Source organism: Lentzea sp. NPDC036955 (assembly GCF_055608005.1).
This window is the reverse complement of record NZ_JBVJRC010000011.1, coordinates 245625-261988: the sequence shown is the minus strand read 5'-3', so window position 1 is coordinate 261988 and position 16364 is coordinate 245625. Positions and strand designations below refer to the sequence as shown.

Annotated in this window: 16 protein-coding genes; 13 read left to right on the top strand and 3 right to left on the bottom strand. The window is 67.5% G+C overall.

Annotation, left to right across the window (positions count from 1 at the left end; all coding sequences use genetic code 11):
- Positions 1-1110 precede the first annotated feature (1110 nt).
- The 9 genes from ACZ7CF_RS34675 to ACZ7CF_RS34635 all read left to right on the top strand — a co-directional run bounded on the left by ACZ7CF_RS34675 (position 1111) and on the right by ACZ7CF_RS34635 (position 10253).
- Positions 1111-1815 (top strand): hypothetical protein, encoded by a 705-nt coding sequence (locus ACZ7CF_RS34675; protein ID WP_470371730.1) that lies wholly within the window; start codon positions 1111-1113, stop codon positions 1813-1815.
- A gap of 710 nt (positions 1816-2525) precedes the next feature.
- Positions 2526-4475 (top strand): S53 family peptidase, encoded by a 1950-nt coding sequence (locus ACZ7CF_RS34670; RefSeq protein WP_470371729.1) that lies wholly within the window; start codon positions 2526-2528, stop codon positions 4473-4475.
- Between the two features lie 198 nt (positions 4476-4673).
- Positions 4674-5510 (top strand): L,D-transpeptidase, encoded by an 837-nt coding sequence (locus ACZ7CF_RS34665; protein WP_470371728.1) that lies wholly within the window; start codon positions 4674-4676, stop codon positions 5508-5510.
- A 53-nt stretch (positions 5511-5563) separates the two neighbouring features.
- Positions 5564-6280: a hypothetical protein gene (locus ACZ7CF_RS34660; protein ID WP_470371727.1), complete on the top strand. Its 717-nt coding sequence runs from the start codon at positions 5564-5566 to the stop codon at positions 6278-6280.
- A gap of 252 nt (positions 6281-6532) precedes the next feature.
- Positions 6533-7249: a YczE/YyaS/YitT family protein gene (locus ACZ7CF_RS34655; protein ID WP_470371726.1), complete on the top strand. Its 717-nt coding sequence runs from the start codon at positions 6533-6535 to the stop codon at positions 7247-7249.
- The gene (locus tag ACZ7CF_RS34650) at positions 7246-7989 is read left to right on the top strand and encodes a hypothetical protein (protein WP_470371725.1); all 744 of its coding nucleotides are present in this window, start codon (positions 7246-7248) and stop codon (positions 7987-7989) included. The genes ACZ7CF_RS34655 and ACZ7CF_RS34650 overlap by 4 nt, the downstream gene beginning before the upstream one ends.
- 58 nt (positions 7990-8047) lie before the next feature.
- On the top strand, positions 8048-8698 hold the full coding sequence (locus tag ACZ7CF_RS34645; protein WP_470371724.1) for a hypothetical protein: 651 nt from the start codon (positions 8048-8050) through the stop codon (positions 8696-8698).
- Complete coding sequence (locus ACZ7CF_RS34640; RefSeq protein WP_470371723.1) at positions 8695-8997, top strand: hypothetical protein; 303 nt, start codon at positions 8695-8697, stop codon at positions 8995-8997. The genes ACZ7CF_RS34645 and ACZ7CF_RS34640 overlap by 4 nt, the downstream gene beginning before the upstream one ends.
- The gene (locus ACZ7CF_RS34635) at positions 8997-10253 is read left to right on the top strand and encodes a TniQ family protein (protein WP_470371722.1); all 1257 of its coding nucleotides are present in this window, start codon (positions 8997-8999) and stop codon (positions 10251-10253) included. The genes ACZ7CF_RS34640 and ACZ7CF_RS34635 overlap by 1 nt, the downstream gene beginning before the upstream one ends.
- Before the next feature lie 485 nt (positions 10254-10738).
- Here ACZ7CF_RS34635 and ACZ7CF_RS34630 read toward each other — a convergent pair whose 3' ends face one another.
- Positions 10739-10993: a hypothetical protein gene (locus ACZ7CF_RS34630; protein WP_470371721.1), complete on the bottom strand. Its 255-nt coding sequence runs from the start codon at positions 10991-10993 to the stop codon at positions 10739-10741.
- A gap of 329 nt (positions 10994-11322) precedes the next feature.
- On the opposite strand from ACZ7CF_RS34630, the gene ACZ7CF_RS34625 reads away from it, so the two are divergent.
- From ACZ7CF_RS34625 to ACZ7CF_RS34610, 4 genes are all read left to right on the top strand, one after another.
- Complete coding sequence (locus tag ACZ7CF_RS34625; protein ID WP_470371720.1) at positions 11323-11949, top strand: hypothetical protein; 627 nt, start codon at positions 11323-11325, stop codon at positions 11947-11949.
- Positions 11950-11969: 20 nt separating this feature from the next.
- A complete protein-coding gene (locus ACZ7CF_RS34620) occupies positions 11970-12722 on the top strand; it encodes a DddA-like double-stranded DNA deaminase toxin (RefSeq protein ID WP_470371719.1) in 753 nt (250 codons plus the stop codon).
- Positions 12710-13135, top strand: a complete 426-nt coding sequence (locus ACZ7CF_RS34615) for an Imm1 family immunity protein (protein WP_470371718.1) — start codon at positions 12710-12712, stop codon at positions 13133-13135. The genes ACZ7CF_RS34620 and ACZ7CF_RS34615 overlap by 13 nt, the downstream gene beginning before the upstream one ends.
- Positions 13136-13425: 290 nt before the next feature.
- On the top strand, positions 13426-14430 hold the full coding sequence (locus ACZ7CF_RS34610) for a hypothetical protein (RefSeq protein WP_470371717.1): 1005 nt from the start codon (positions 13426-13428) through the stop codon (positions 14428-14430).
- Between the two features lie 81 nt (positions 14431-14511).
- Here the strand turns inward: ACZ7CF_RS34610 and ACZ7CF_RS34605 are convergent, their stop codons facing one another.
- Positions 14512-15684, bottom strand: coding sequence for a M48 family metalloprotease (locus ACZ7CF_RS34605; RefSeq protein WP_470371716.1), 1173 nt, complete (start codon positions 15682-15684; stop codon positions 14512-14514).
- On the bottom strand, positions 15677-16117 hold the full coding sequence (locus ACZ7CF_RS34600) for a hypothetical protein (RefSeq protein ID WP_470371715.1): 441 nt from the start codon (positions 16115-16117) through the stop codon (positions 15677-15679). Before ACZ7CF_RS34600 ends, ACZ7CF_RS34605 begins: the two co-directional genes overlap by 8 nt.
- Positions 16118-16364 lie beyond the last annotated feature (247 nt).

Below are 16364 nucleotides of genomic sequence, written 5' to 3'. Positions count from 1 at the left end.
TCGCCGTGGCTGTTCTGGTGCACGCACGATGCAGTTCGTTTGACCGCAGTGCAGGTAGCGGAATTGGGCACGACACACTGCCCTGAACTTGGACAGCGTCGTACGCACGGGTTATCGTGGGCACGAGAAAGGGCCTCTCGACGCAGTGGAGTGGCTAGCTAGAGCACCGGTTGTGACACCGGTGTGTGGTGTAGAGGAGTTTCGGGTTGCCGCCCGAGGACCTCGTGGAGAGCCGGCTGGATGGGGAAGTCCACATCGGCTCCGATGCTTCAGAGGCGGTCCGCGTGACGGGGCCGCCTCGTCGCATGTCTGAGCCAAGGGCTCGAAGCGCCGTGCGAGCTGCTTGTGAATGCACGTGGTGAGTTGCATTGGACTCCCCCCATTCGTGCCTCTGCCATCACACCTCTGCGATCGCAGAAACTTCCTCCGGCGCACGCCGACAGGCGTGTTCCAGCCGCTGGCTGAGGCAGCTTCCGACAACGTCTAACTCGGTTGCGTCCCCCGTTGACACGATCGCGGCTACCTTACCCATGACGTCAACGCACAGTCACCAAAACGCGCGAACACGCTGGCCAAGCTCGACACCGACACGCACCAGATGCCTCTTTTCGTGCACAAACACGCCAGGCCCGAGTTGGATCGATCACTCACAGTGAGATACCGGAGTCAGTTAGATAAAAATCCAGGTCGTCCCCGGTTGAGTGCAGTCGCGTACCCCGCCAGTCCTCATCCCGGTGGCGCAAACAGCGCTCGTGACGACATAAAGTGACACAGAGTAGCAACTCGCGGCGGGTCCTGTAGATCGTCACCAGGTATGTTGCAGCAGTGGCTAGGCCATACGAGTGACATGTTCGGATTCTACGGCCGTAGCTCGTGACTCAGAGTCAAGAGGATGCGATGGTGTGACAAGCACCGAGCTGATCAACCGGACTCAGTTAGACGTTGGACCGCCGCAGCTCTCAGATCCAGGGGCTGTCCAACGCAAGAACCACGAACACTCGACGCTCGCGCGGCACAAGGCCACCCGCCGGAAAGGTGGCGCGTCACGCGCTACAACAAAGCTGTCGCGGCCGAGCCGTGGCGTCGTGAGCGACATTGGGGGATGTCGGCGTGAAGGAAGAAGCACAACAGACGCACCTGCGGGGTGAGCGAGGCGGTGAAGCGCACGTACTCTTCCTGCCCGAACCCGGAAGCTGTGGCGGACGCCTGGATCCTTCGCAGACCGTGGTGCCAGAAGGTGTCGCGGCGCTGGTCGACTGGCACGTTCGTCCCCCACGCTGGGACGGTGTGGCGCGGACGGTGTGCGGGCACATCGACTATGAGCTGATCTCGGTCAATCACCCCGAGCTGTTCGACCTGCGCGAGCAAGTAGGCGCACCGGCTCTGCATGCGTTGTGGGAGGCGAAGCGCGTACTGGCCGAGGTAGGCCTGCTCCTGCAACTCGAGGTGCAGTTCGAGCAGATCCAGGGCCGGTGTGCACTCGCCCTCTACGGCGCCGGCGTCGAAGGCCGACTCACCGAGACGCTGTGGGCCGAGATCTCAGCGCTGCTCACCACCTGCTGCTCGATGGTGCGCGAGCCGCGTATTGACATCGATCCACTCGCCGGGGTCCTCACGCCCCGGCGTCCAGCGATCACCCGAGGCCGCAGGGTGATTCCCGCCGCGGTTCGCCCGGCGGCCTACGAGCTCGACGACACCACACACACCTGGTGGTCCTACGAGGTGTTCGGCACGCTGCGCGACGGATGTGCGTGTACCGCGCACACACCCGCGGCCAAGGCCGTCCACATCGGCCCGAAGACTCGGGTCGGCTGATGAGCCCCGTCGGTGCGCGGGTCGTGATCCCACCTGGACCACGTCTGCTGCCCAGCTTCGGCTCTTCTGGTCCTCGACCGCATCCGCGGCCGATCCAGAAGATTCGCGTGGTCCCGGCCCGCGCACTGGCGGCTTTCTCCTCTCTGTTCTCCCTGACAGGTCGCCGCCACGAGTCGCGTTGTGGATGCCCCCAGCTCCACCCGTCTCCCAGGCCGCGGCCGCCGCGGTCCCGCCGCGCGTCGGAAGATGGGCTTCCGGCCACGGCGGGACCGCCCTCCATCTGCCTCGCTCGCTCACGATGCAGCGCATACGCACGCGCTCCTGGGGTTCGCTCGCGGACGACCTGCGCAGCTACGCCTCGGGATGCAGCCCCCGATTCCCATTTGCGCATGCTCGCGGCCATGATGCCGCGAGCAGTTCGGCATGCACGCGTCTCGATTTCTGCGAGCTTATTGTTTTTCTCTCGTTAATCACCGTAGAACTGTTGACCGCCGTATCGCGCATGAGGCAGGGTTGCGGCGACCGGCACCATATGTGCTGATCACAGAGTTGGCAGAGGGATGCTGGCCGCACCGGCGGCATCGAGGACAAGGTCGGCAGAGGCAGCAATTCATTGTGCGAGTCCACTGCGGCGACTAACTGCTCTGCCCCTCGTGCTGTGTCGCAAATACCGGTGTGATGAATCGATCCGATATCCGGGGGAACAATCAATGTCATTCCGACCGTCCCGTGTCGCGGGGGTGATGGTCGCGGCGGCCGTGCTCGCCGGACTCATCACACCGACGACATCCGCGCAGGTAGTCGACTCCGAGCTGAACCTGGCGGCAACGCCTGGCTGGGCGTCGTCGCAGAGCAAGGTCGGCCAGGCCGACGACGGGCAGCGGCGGCAGGTACAGGTGGCCCTGCAGTTGCGCGACAAGCGCGGAGCACAGGCGCTGGCGAAGGCGGTGTCGACGCCGGGATCACCCCAGCACGGAAAGTTCCTGTCGTCCGCGCAGTTCGCCGAGCGGTTCGCCCCGACACAGGCCAGTGTGGACAAGGTCAGCAACTGGCTGCGCGGCAAGGGCTTGACCGTAGGCTCGGTCGCTCCGAACCGGCACTTCATCTCGGTCGAAGGAACCAACGGCCAGCTGGAGTCGGCGTTCTCCACGGCGCTGTCGACCTACAAGCGCAAGGCGCACGACGGTCGCGAGCAGATCCTGGTCGCGCCGGAGAAGCCGCTCGCGTTGCCGCGCGAGCTCGCGGGCGTGGTGACCGCGGTGGTGGGCATCGACGACAGCGCCAAGACCGTTGTCCCCCAGAACATCACCGGCACACGGGCGCCGCGTCCCGGTGTGCAGGCCGCGGCGGGCGCTCAGGCGGCCGGCACCGACTGCGCGCCGTACTGGGGCGCGGTCAACAACACCGGCGTGCCGCAGATGCACGGCAACGGCATGCAGAGCAACGACATCTGCGGCTACAACACCGCACAGCTGCGCGCGATCTACGGGCTGACCGCGGCCAACACCGGCGCGGGCCAGCACATCGGAATCACCGCGGCCTACAACTCGCCCACCGTGGTGGCCGACACCAACCGCGCCGGCCGCACGTACGGCTGGCCCGCGCTGGCCGAGGGCCAGTACACCGCCGTGGCGCCCTCGCGATTCGAGTACGAGGAAGAGTGCGGCGGGACCGACATCTGGGCGGCCGAGCAGACGATGGACGTGCAGGCCGTGCACTCCCTCGCACCCGGCGCGAAGATCACCTACTACGGAGCGCGCTCCTGTGCCGCGCTCTACGAGGCACTGAACCAGGCGGTCGCGGAGAACAAGGTGTCGATCGTCAGCAACAGCTGGCTGTTCGAGGGCGAGTCCGACATTCCGGCCACCGAACGGGAGCAGGTCGACGCCATCGCACTGCAGGCGGCCATCCAAGGACAAGCGCTGCTGTTCTGCTCCGGCGACCAGGGCGACAACAGCCTGCTCAACGGCCGGCCCGAGGCCAGCTGGCCCGCCGTGCACCCGTGGATCACCGGCATCGGCGGCACGTCAGTGGCGCTGGACTCGGCGAACCAGGTCAAGTTCACCGCCGGTTGGCAGACCTCGGGCTTCACGCTGTCGGGTGGCCAGTGGGTCGCGCAGCAGGATCGTGACGGCCGCTTCGCGGGCGGTGCCGGCGGCGGCGTGTCGCTGCGCTACGACATGCCCGACTACCAGAAGGGCGTCGTGCCCGACACGGTCGCGCGCGGCAAGCGGGCGGTGCCGGACATCTCCGCGATCTCCGACGCGTTCACCGGCATGGGCATGGGCTACACCAACAAGGATGGCGTGTTCGAGCTGTTGCCCGGTGGTGGCACGTCGCTCGGCACACCGGTGATCGCAGGACTGGTCGCCAACGCCCAGCAGACCCAGCAGGTCAGTCGATTCGGGTTCCTCAACGGCGCGATCTACAAGCTCAAGGGCAGCTCGGCGATCACCGACGTCACGCCGGTCAAGGCCGCGATGTGGACGCCGATCATGATCGCGTGGCGCAACGTCGATGTGCCCACGGACCCGAACAACTACCTGGTCAACCTCGACGACAGGCCGCAGACCCTGCAGTCCGCCACGGGGTGGGACACCGTGACCGGTGTCGGCACGCCCGCGGCCAACGGCCAGTTCTTGACCCAGCTGGGCAAGTGAGCCGTGAGGCGGCACCGGGGTGATCGCACGCCCGCGCTCTGGTGCCGCCTCACCTTCCGCATCCCGTGAGGCACCGACGTGACAGACCACATCCACTCTGAACTGCAGGTCGGCGTACCTGTCGAGAAGCCCTCTGGAACAGCCTCCCCGCGTTCCGCACATCTGGTCGGCCCGCCCGCGAGTGGGCGCTGGACGACGGTGTTACTGGGGATCGCGTTGCTCGTGTCCATGACGGCCGGGGTCGTGCTGGCATCCGCGGGCCCGTCAACGACACCGGCGGTGGCGCCGCGCACGCTCGCCGCGCAACCACCGATCGCGGCACCGGCGGCGGGGGAGCGGGTTGTCGCGCCCCGGCCGGTGGACGCGGCGGCGCTGGCGGCGTTGCCGCCGGCCACCACGCATGGAACGGTGCCTGACGCTCCGCTCGATTCCGCGCCGGACCTTGTTCCGTCCGGCCGCCTGGTGAAGCCGACCGCCGTGCTGCCGGTCTATCTCGCACCGGGAGAACGGGCGATCGCGGCCGCACCTGCACAGCAGTGGGCAGGGGAGACCCGGCTCCCGGTGATCGCCGAACAGCCGGGGTGGGCGCAGGTCTTGCTGCCGGTGCGGCCGCAGGGCGCGACCGGCTGGATCTATCTCCAAGACCCGCGGGTCGAACTGGAGCGCACCACCGTCCGCATCGAGGTCGACCGCGTGGCGTTCACCCTCGCGGTCTTCGACGGTGAGCAGCAGCTCGGCCGCTGGACGGTGGGCGTGGGCAAGCCCGAGGCCCCCACACCGGCGGGCCGGACGTTCCTGCTGGACAACCTCGTGCCCGACGAGCCGCGCTACAGCCCGGTCGTGCTCCCACTGGGCATCCACAGCCCAACGCACACCAGCTACGGAGGCGGCCCGGGAACGGTGGGCGTGCACGGCTGGCCGACCGGCGATGTGTTCGGGCAGCGCTCCAGCGACGGCTGCATCCGCGTGCCGCCCGACGCGCTGCAGCTCCTCAGCACACGGGTGCCGCTGGGCAGCCCTGTGCTGATCCGGTGACGCACCACCACGCCCCGCGCCTGTGGGGTGTGCCACACACGAGGGAGATTTTCGTGGTCAGCAAAGACATCGTGTCGGCTCGCGCGACACTCGCATCGGTCGCGATCGGCGCGCTCGCGCTCACCGGCTTGGGCCTGGGCACCCCGAGCACCGCGGCCGCACAGCAGACCGAGGCATCGTCCGCGTTCGGCGTCAGCGCCACCGGCGTCGACCCGGTCGGGGCGACCCCGGCCGTGAGCTCGGCGGGGGAGGTCAAGTCCGGGGCGGCAGGGGCCGTCGCCGGTAAGGCGGGCACGTTCACCGCCACCGGCCTGTCGGCCAAGGCCGGTGCGGGGCTCGCCGAGGCGTCGGCAGCCGACGTCGTGGTCGCCGGGCAGTCGATCGGCCCGGTGTCGGCCAGCTGCAGCGCGGGCGTGGCCAAGGCGTCGAGATCCGGGACGCAGAAGCTCGGCGAGAAGGGCAGCGTCACCTTCGGCGCGGTCTCCGGGAACAAGGCCACCGGTGCGGTCATCACGATCAACGGCGCGGGCGGGCCGGTGCAGACGATCACGGTCGCGCAGGTCAGCTGCGGCAAGGCGGCCGTGCCGCCCACCACCACGCCGCCCACCACCACGCCGCCGACGACCGCTCCGCCCACGACGCAATCCAGCCGGCCGCCGGCGACGTCGACCAAGCCGACCGTTGCGCCGACCGGCACGCAGCAGCCCAAGCCCGAGCGGCCGGCACCCCAGCCCGAATCGCGCCCAGGCAACGCGGTGGTCACCGGCTGACGGAACGCCGTCCGCTTCACTCGCGCGGCCCGCCACGGCCTCCCCAGGGCGGGCCGCGCACCCCACTCAAGGAGGTGAGATGTCCCTGATCACGCGCCGGAAGCGAATCGGCACCGTCGGCACCGCGACCGTGCCGCTCACCTCCACGAGCCAGGACATCCGTCCTCTGCAGCGTCCTCACCTCGCCGCGGTGGCCCACTGGTCGCACCACGCTGCGGCTCAAGGGGTCTCAGGTGCGGTTCGGCGGTGCGCATGAGCCCCGCTGAGGCCGTGGTGCCGAGGTCGACGACCCGCCGGGTTCTGCTGCTGCTCAGCGGAACCACGTTGATGGGTGCCTCGATCGGTCTGCTGGTGCGGGCACAGTCGGGCCTGCTTCCGCTCGACGTGCTGCACAGCGCCGTCGCCGCGCGCACCGGCTGGACCCTCGGCGTCGCGATCATCGTGACGCAAGCACTGTTGCTGGCCCTCTATATCCCGCTGCGCATCAAGCCCGGACCCGGCACCGTCACCGCGTTCGTCGTCCCCGGCATCGGAGCCGACATCACCCTGTTCCTGCTCCCTGCGGTCACCGGCACGGCCAGCCGGATCGCGCTGCTCGTCGCCGGCGCGGGCGGGTTCAGCCTGGGCGTCGCGCTCTACCTCGACGCCAGCCTCGGAGTGCTGCCACGCGACGGCATCATCGAAGCACTCGCCCGGCGCCGTGGCTACTCACCGGCGCTGCTGCGAGTGCTCACCGACCTGCTGAGCCTGACGGCGGGATGGCTCGCGATCGGCCCGGTCCTGGCCGTCCACACGGGACTCGTCGGGGTGGCAAGCCTCGGGCTCGCACTGGTCGTCGGACCGCTCGTCGGATTCCTGCGCGCACCGAATCCTTTGCAGTACAGGCCAATGCGCTCGCCAACAACTCGCAGCGATCCGGCTGAGCAACCCTGTCCGGACGGCGAATCTCCCAGCGAGGCACCACAGTGATCATCTTCGTGTTCGTCAGCTTCGGCCTGCTCCTGGGCGAGTACCTCGCCTGGCGCGGTGGCGAGCATCGCCGGGACATCGTTTTGGGCGCGATCGCGGGCAGCGCTGTTCTCGGCGCGGCGGCCTGGCTCGGCGGACTCGACGGCGACGTCGTTCTCGACATCGCCGAGAGTACGACGCGGCCGCTGCCGTCCGGCGTCGCCGCCGTGCTGCTCGGGGCGCTGGTGGTGTTGTACCTCGCCTTGCTCGTCTGCGGCGCGGTCATCGCCGCGACGCTCACGGTCATGGCGGTCGCGGCGGCGTTGCACCGCGCCCGGCACCACGCTGCACCGCATCCCGCGCTGCCCGCCGCCGAGATCTACGCTGGTGCCGTAGCGGCCGCGGTGCACGAGCTCACCGGCGCTCAGGTCGACGCTGTGGTCACCGACGAACACGCCAACCACCCCACAGCGTTGTGGATTGACCTCACCGCGCCGGGGATCGACGCCCAGTGGACGGTGGGCAATGGCTGGTCGGCACGCACGCCGAGCGGGCACCGCTGGTACGCGCACCGCCACGCCCCCTCACCGGGCGCGATCGCGCTGTGGCTCGTCGAGATCGGCCAACGGCCACGTCTGGGAAGCCGGGAGGCTCCCAGCTTCGACAACACCGTCGATCTCACGACCGCGCTCCTGTCCACGGTTCCCTCGCCCCGGCAGGGCGCCAAAATAGCCAGAGACCTGCGGGGAGGTCCGGGGTGAGGCCGGGGTCAATGTGCCCGGTCCTGCTGACCCTCGATCGTCCACGGAGGACACCACCATGACCACCGGATTTCTGTTCGATCTGACACTGGAAAGGCCCGGCGCCCCCAAGTTCGCCATCGCGATCAGCCCCTCCTCCCGGCCGCTGCATGCCGCGAGGTCCCGGGAGAACCCGGAGACGTGGGTATCCACGTTGTGCGGTGGCATCGCCACGATCGCGCCGACCTGGGGCGAGTTCTCACGCTGCAACGACAACATGGCGCGTCGGGATCTGTGCCCGGAATGCTCGTGGGAGGTGGCGTTGGAGCACGGCACCGCCGCCATCGAGCTCGCGCATCGACGGCCGGAGGCTGCCTTCCTGGAGGCGTTGGGACGCGCGCTTCCAGACCCGCTGCTCTACCAGCGCGTCATCGAACGGCTCCTGAATCTCGGCGCCGAGAATGAGGTCGAACACCACACCGCGGCCGCAGTCCTCGGCCACCTCACCCGGCACGCGCCCGTAGTGCTGACCTACGACGACTGCGCGGAAGGCGTCTGCGAGCACGAAGACGCCGCCGACTGCTACGACCCGAACCCGGTCGCGCTGTGCCTGGCGTGCTCGATCTTGGCGGGATCGTGGGCCGGCGAGCTGGAGGGCATGGTCTCAATCCCGGTCTCGGCATGCGGAGTGCTACCTACGATGGCCGCGCACTACGAGGTGACATCATGACCACGCGCCGCGACCCACCCGATGCCGGCACAGCGACGGGCACCCAGTCACGGTTGATCCGATGCGCCACCGAACGGGTCAAGCAGCTGCGCACCCTGGTACTGCTGCCGCTGCCGGGACGCAGCGCGTCTTACACACCGCCCGCCCGGCTGACGGCCGGGCAGCTCGTACGAACCCACGCGGTGCTCGCGACCAGCGAAAGCGAGCGCATCACCGTCGATATGCTGAACCTCATCCCACTGAGGCGCGCAGCTACCAGCGCGTCCTCGGCGTGGTGCCGCAAGATGGGCGGGCGCTGATGGTCTCCCCGCTTCCGATCCCGCTCCGGCCCGCGCACCGGGAGATCGCCATCTCCTACATCACGCGGCTCGCCGCGGTGCACGACATGTCGGCTGACGAACTGTGGCGGCAAGTCAGCCTGCCGAAGACCACGCGCAGCACAACCCGGCGCCTAGACGGGGAATTGCTCGCGACCGTCTCCAACCAGCCCCGGCAGCGCCTCGATCGCGCCATCGTCGAGCTGTTCGACGACCACACGGACTGGCTGGCGCTGCGACACGAGCCCCAACCGGGGTGCCGGCGCTGCGACGCCCGTCACGACGGCGGTCCCGTGCTGCACCTGTTCGCTCACCACACCTACGTCTGCACCCGGCACCGAATCTGGATCGGCCCGCCCGACCTGACCGGCCACCCCCAGCCGAGCCTCGACGCGGTGCCCGAGATCGTCACCGCACAACACCGGCACCTGCGGCTGCTGCACCGCATCGGGCCAGCCGCCACCTACGACGCCGTGCTGACCGGCTTCCTGGTTTGCGCGCATCGCTGGAACTTCGCACAGATCACCGCGCCCGAGCACGACTGGATCGAATGGACTCGCCGCGCTGAGGTGCTCATCCCGCCAGCCACCGAGATTGCTACCTTCAGCGCGTCGCGGTTGTTGGCCGTCGTCTACCCCGAAGCCATCACGGTCGCCGAGCTGCTCGGCCGCCTGTACTGGCGCCGCCTGGCATCAGGCGGTCCGCAAGACCAGCGGCGGTTCAGCGACGAGATCGCTCGCCGGCTTGGGCTGCGTGCCTACATCCCGACCATGACGAACGATCCGATCGCACATTGGATCGAGCAGGACTGCTGGCAACCGCCCAGCCTGCCCAACACCACCTACCGCGCCCTGCGCACCTTCGGCGGCACGGCCTTCCCCAAACCGGTCAAGGACGCGGACGCCAAGCGCACCCACGCGGCGTACTGGTTCGCGCAGAAGCAACGACGCTGCGGCAACGCCCTGCTGCATCACCGCACCCTCAACCCTGTCGTCTTTCGCGACTGGTCGACCAAGATGGAACAGTTCGTCGGCGCGCTGGCCGTCAGCGCTGACACCCGCTGGACGAGCCGACGCGGCCTGGACACCCCGGCACACCAAACCGAGTTCGTCCGGCCCGTCCCCGCGACCTCGCTCTACCTCGACAGCGCCGTCGAACCCGTTCCCTGGCCTCAACGCGACGAACCACGCCCGCCGACCGGCGCCGACCAGCGCTGCCCGGCGAATACCCTGACATGATCGCCGCGCCGGTCTCGGCCGCCACCGGCCCGTGGCAGCGCCCGCAGTGACCGGACCTGACGTTGACCACCCGCATCTCCGGCTGAGGCGCCGGGACCGCCTGGCATTGCCCCTCGTGCGCGACGACTTTCCTGCCGCTCCGGACGTGAGGATCCCCGACCAGCACGCCCTCGCCTGCTCCGATCCACCCGGTCCAGCGCACGCACCGACCCGCCCAGCCGTTGCGCTGCGCGTGCGGGGGCGTGCACCCATCAGGGAGGTGCTCGATGCGGCGGCGACGACTGACGACCGGGCAGACCTGGCCCGCCAGCGCCTCGACCTCGCCTCGGGACACCCCGCAGGTGCACGGCTGCTGGTTGGGGACCGCCGACCAACCCAAATCCACCGGCGCGGCGGCAGACATCCCCTCCGGGATACCGCGGGCCACGAACTTACTGACCGCGGGCGTGTCCGGGCACCGCCGGGCCGACGAATCGCAGCCGCGATCAGCCAGACCAGCATGCCGTCCGGGATCGGGCTGCTACGGTGCCACGTCCCCGAGGTCTCCAGCACGCGATCGGCGTCGCCGACTTCGGCCGCCCGTCACGCTCGGTGCTGAGGAACCGCGTGAACCACAACTTCCAGCGCATAGGGTAAACGTTGGTGATCGTCAGGGCGCAGCAGACCGCGGAGTTCGCCGCCGAGCCACGGCCTTGGCAGTGGATGCGGCACTCTGCGCAGCCTAGAACGAGGTCATGCACAGAAAGTGGCTGCGGAAGCCGAGTCGGTCGATGATCGCCAGGTCGTGGTCGATCTGTGCCCACGCCCCAGGTTGCTCTCGCGCGGTCCGTACCGGTCGGTGGCGCCGTGAGAGGTGAGCTCGCACAGCCAGCCAGCCTCTTTGTGACCGGGCGGCATGTCGAGCGGCGGCAGTGTCGGTGCCACCAAGCGACCGGTAAACTTTTGGACCGACGGAGTCGAACAGCCCGAGTCAGTGCGGCAGGTGGGCGACGGGGAGAACGGGCGCGCTGGTATGGGTATGCGACCTGCAGCACCGTCGGTGGGATGATTTCCGGTCATGTCCCACGGAATGTCTCGCCGCGTCGAGTTGAAGATCGGCTCGCACCGCTTCCCGCACGAGGTGGAAGTCCAGGCCCAGTGGTCCCGGACCGACAACGTGCGATGGCTGATCGACACCGAAGCCGTGCGGTGGCTGTTCGACCGGGCCGCGGCCGGCGAGATCGACTTCGTCCAAGCCCAGGAGTGGATGCGGTCGGTGACCAGCTGGGAGTCGGGCTGCTGCACCTACTGCGATTCGGCCGCAGCCAGTCACGCCGAGGCCACGCGGCGCATGGACGAATTGATCGCACGGTGGTACCGCGAACAGGAAGCCTTCACCCCGGAGTCCCACCCCTATCTGTTGAACAAGAGTCTGATTCACGCGTGGGATTGCTCGGCTGTGAGCGTGGCAAATCCGGTTAATCACCTCACCACGTTGCACGAGTACGCGATCGAGCTCGACGGCTGGGGAAGCCTCGACACGATCCTGCAACGGCGCTGGGAGAACTGGATGACGACCCGCCGGGTGACGGCGGCCGACATCGCGGCCCGGCTCGAGCGCCGCAACCCGAACGCTCGGGACCCGCGATGCAAGCGGTGTTCTCCGCTCCTTCCAGGCGCGTACCTGTCGGAATCTTCCGACGTGCAGAGCCGCTGACCACACGATCCGGCCGGGCCATGGCAACGATCGGCGAAGTCGGGGACGGACTGAACGAAGCGCTCAACAAGATCGAACAAGCGATCAGCGCGGCGCACGCGGCGGCGGATCTCGCCGAAGACGCTCATGAACTTCTTGGGGCGGCGGGGGCGGGGTCGCTTCAAGCAGACGTCGAAGACACACGCGCCATGTTCACAAAGGTTGTTGACGGCATACGCGAGCCCGAAGGATTGACGTCGGGTCTCGGCTCGGCGGCGGACGTCATCAAGAGCGTGGTCGGTCGATTGCAACTCGATGGCGCCCCACCAACTCCGCCATCACATACGCCTGCCGCGGCTCCAGTCACACCGAAGCCCGGCTCACCCGAGCACCTCCAGAAGCTCCGCGATCAGCTTCCCCCGCCCGTCGAGGTGAGCACGGGTCAGAAGACGCACGGACGATGGTTCGCGGATGGAGTCGATGTCACAGAGATCGTGAGCGGGCAAGGGGCCGACGCAGCAGACGTCGCCGGGTGCCTGAAATCCCTCCAGCTCCCGCGTCCAGGACTGCCGTTCTCCGCGTCACACGTGGAAACCAAGCTCGCCGTACACATGCGCAACAACGACATTCAGCACGCTACGGTGCTCATCAACAACGTCCCGTGCGTCGGTGACTTCGGATGCGAGGTGCTCGTCGGGGCGATCCTGCCCGCCGGCTCCACGCTCACGATCTACGGCTCGGACGGGTACAAGCAAACGATCGCAGGAGGGACGCGGGCACCGTGGCAACGCTGAAGGCCATTTTCGATCGCGAGTCAGCGCAGTCTCCCGTACTGATCAACTCGCGGGAAGAGCTGTCCGCGTTGATCGATCGCGTGATCGAGCTGCCCGGCGGCAAACCGGTGCCCGCGATCGTCGAGCTTGCGGTCATGGAAGACCCGTACCGCTTCCCTCACCTGTATGCGGGTATCGGCGCGGAGTCCGGCTTCGTGCACGAGTTGTGGAATCCGGCTCGCGCGACGCTCGGCAACCGGAACGCCACGGGGACGGAACTGTTCGATTTCGCGGCGAACACCCAAGAGATCCCAGCCGAACAGGTGGTACCGCTGGAGACGGTACGGAGGGTGCTCACCGCGTACTTCGAGCACGGCGGCAATATCCCTGCCGACTTCGCCGACCTCTACCAGCTTGCGGCCGATCAAGTTTGATCGGCCGGTTCGTCCTCCGAACCAAGGAGACGCCCTGACAGGACTGGAAGGGGCTGCGGCACCGTCGTCGGCGCGCACCGTGATCGGGAGTCGACGAGGAGGTGCCAGCGCGCGATGGCCTCGACCCGGTCGACGGCGTCCTGTCAGATCGGCGCACGCTGCTGCTGTCGCGTCCAGTTTGGCTTGCCACGGATAGGAGGTATCGATCGGGGTGTGCTCTCCACTCGTACGAGTGCTTTCCGCCGAGATCGGCCACGTACGCTAGGTCCTGGCGGAGAGCATCTGAAGCCATGGGGCGCGACACCCGCACAGGCAGCCTTGACGCAGAGATCGTCGTTGAGGAGATCTTCAAGGTTTTGCACAACATTGCCGGGTTCCAAGGCATGCGGCATATGTGGATCGCCAATCTTCGCGAGTGGCCCAGCAAGGTCGCTCCTGTCGGCGAAGATCAAGCTCACGCGGCCACGTTGAGCTTGATCAGCCGCGCGGAGTGGCCTTCAGCCGAACTCCGGGACCTCAAGCGAGAGTTGACCAAGCTCTACGAGGTTGGCTGGTGCAATCACTCGATCATGAACATGCTCGATCACGACCTCGATGGCAGGCGGGTCGCCCCCTGGAACAACGGCAGAGACAGGCGATCAACTGGCCTGGTGAAATACATCCGCTGGCGCGTGAACAATTGGAGCGCCGATCCTGTGCTCGGTGCGGCCACAGGCCCTGCCATGCCTGTGCCGCACATACCAGCAGTGAGCTTCGCTGACTGGGCGATGCGCATGCATGAAATTTATGGGCACAACCTCCGCCGCGAGATCAACGAACATCACCTGCATCGTGAGCGTCACACCCACAGCACACGTCCGAAGGCCCACGACAGAGCACGGCGCGGCTTCCCGCTTGACCGGGTGCGGCAACGCGATGGCCGAATGACAAGCGCGATGGATCTCGTTGGAGCGCTGCTGTCGCAGGACGTACGCGAACGGGGACGCCCTCACACCGTCCCCAGGGGCGGTGCGGCGATCACTGCGGAGTTCCTGCCGCCGGGCAGTGATCTTGCGCTTCTACGCGATGAGGATGTGCGAGGCGCGCTGCGTTCGTTCGCCGCAGCGACCAGGCGGACCCGTTCCCATGCCCAGGTGCTGCGAGCTGCGGTGAGACACGCCCGAAACGCAGGCGTGGCGGACCACGCCATCTCCTTCTCGGAAGTCGCGCGGCTCGGGGCGACGGTGACCGGAGCCAACGGCGAGCCCATCTCGCACAACACCCTGGTCTACCTGCTCGCACGTGCCCGCAAGTAGCTTCGTCATCCATCCGACCGAGGTCTGCGCCGCCTACCGCTGCGAGGATCGGCGGACCGCTTCGGGGTCGTGCTCCCGTACTCAGTTCCTGGCAACCGTCCGCCACGTGCTAGCCGGGCGCATGCCTTGGCTTCGCATATTCAGCAAGATCTCTCGAGTGGTTTGCCACATCGCACGAATGAGTGTCGATTGGACATCGGCCATCTCCAGCGCGATGCGCACATTCTCCGCCACGCCAGGCGCGGCGCCGAACGCGCGGGGCAATTTCTCGCGCAGAAGCTGTTTGCGGATTTGCGAGGGCGGGTGGGAGCCGAGCTGGCGAGCGTTCTCGTCACCGGTTTCCAGCAAGGCGACGGCACGGTCCATGACGTCGAGGGCGTCGAAGAAAAGGCAGATGCCGAGAAAACCCGCCGCGATGTCACGGTTTGCGTGCTCGACGCCAGCGTTGATTGCGAGGATCATTCCAATGAGGTCGGCATCGACCTCCTGCACCCAGGAATAATCAAGCGTCTCAGCGTCCGTGCCGCGCAGGACGCCTTTTGGCGTTGCCGGTGCGTCGAGGTGGCCGAGGATGATGTGGGCGTACTCGTGTCCGACCACAAAGGTCAGCAGGGCGTGCTCGAGCATCATCCCGAAGTTAGAGTTGCGCGTGCTCCCTGTGATCCCGTTAAGGTTGCCCTCGACCGTATAGCGGGCAATGATCGATATGAACTGGGTGATGATGCTCGGCTCTCGGACAACCCGGTCGGAAACATCGGGCAGGTTGAGCTGAAAAGTGAACCGACCCGTGGCATCCATTTGGGTGCTGGGGACCGCGGCGCCCACGACGTCGCTGAGCAACGAGGCGAATCTGGTCATCTGGTCCTCGAACAGCACCAGATAGCTGTAAGAGTCACCGGGTACCCGCATGCTGGTAGCGTTGAGTTGCCCGGTGTGGAGGTGGCTGATCAGCGGACGACGGGCCGCGACATCCACACCCTCGACTCTGGCGATCGCCGTCTGTTCGATCTGATCCTGGATCCTGCCCAGCGCTTGGGCCATCACCTCGTCCAGGTCTTTCCCCGACTCAGGAGCTCCTGAAGCGACCATCGCCCGTGTGCTCGGATCGTCGGCCAACTCGGCGGAGTAGATCGAACGGACGACCTCGTCGATCGCCGCGTCCCGGAGGGCTTCATCGAGTCGCGGGAGCAGCGTGTGCGTCTGTGCCCGCAGTTGGGCCAGGAACCGTTCGGCTCCGTCGAGGTGACTACTCACCCTTCTCTACCTGCACATCGGAGCCGAACGTGTCGGTCACTGCCGTGGCGACCTCGTCCACACTGCTGTTTGCGGAAAGCAACTGCGGCAACGTGGAGATCACCTTGCCGAACATGCCCTCGGCTTCCTTGACGTCGAGCGTCACGGTGCCGTCCGACGCGATGATCACGACCATGCCGTAGACCAGATCCGGCGTGCGGTAGAACGCCTTCGGTGAACCGGGTCGCAGATCGATCACCTGGCCGCCCTTGCGCTGTTCCAGGACGCGCAAGACCGTACCGACCGCTGTCGCAGCGCCCATCAGCACCAGTGTCACGGTGGCGACGGGCTCGATGCCCCGGCGTGGGAGCAACTCCACCTCGACGTCGTGCTCGGCCGCCAACCTGCGGGCAGCGGACTCTTCGGAAACGTCAACAACAACCACCTGCGACAACGCTGTCTCCCCGCTGTGGCGACGGACCAAGTCCACAGCCAGGATGCCAGAGCACGCCCAGCGTGACCGTGGAGCCATCCATACGGAGGAACCTGGTCACCGCGGCGATGCCAGGGAAAGAACAACGCGCCGCGACAGAGAGGCAGCCGGTCCTGTGTCCGAGGATGCTCGGGACCCCGGGTGCAGATGCATCTCGAGCGACGTGGTCGGCGTTGCCCACCGCGGCCAGCCATCCGCAGCGGCACAG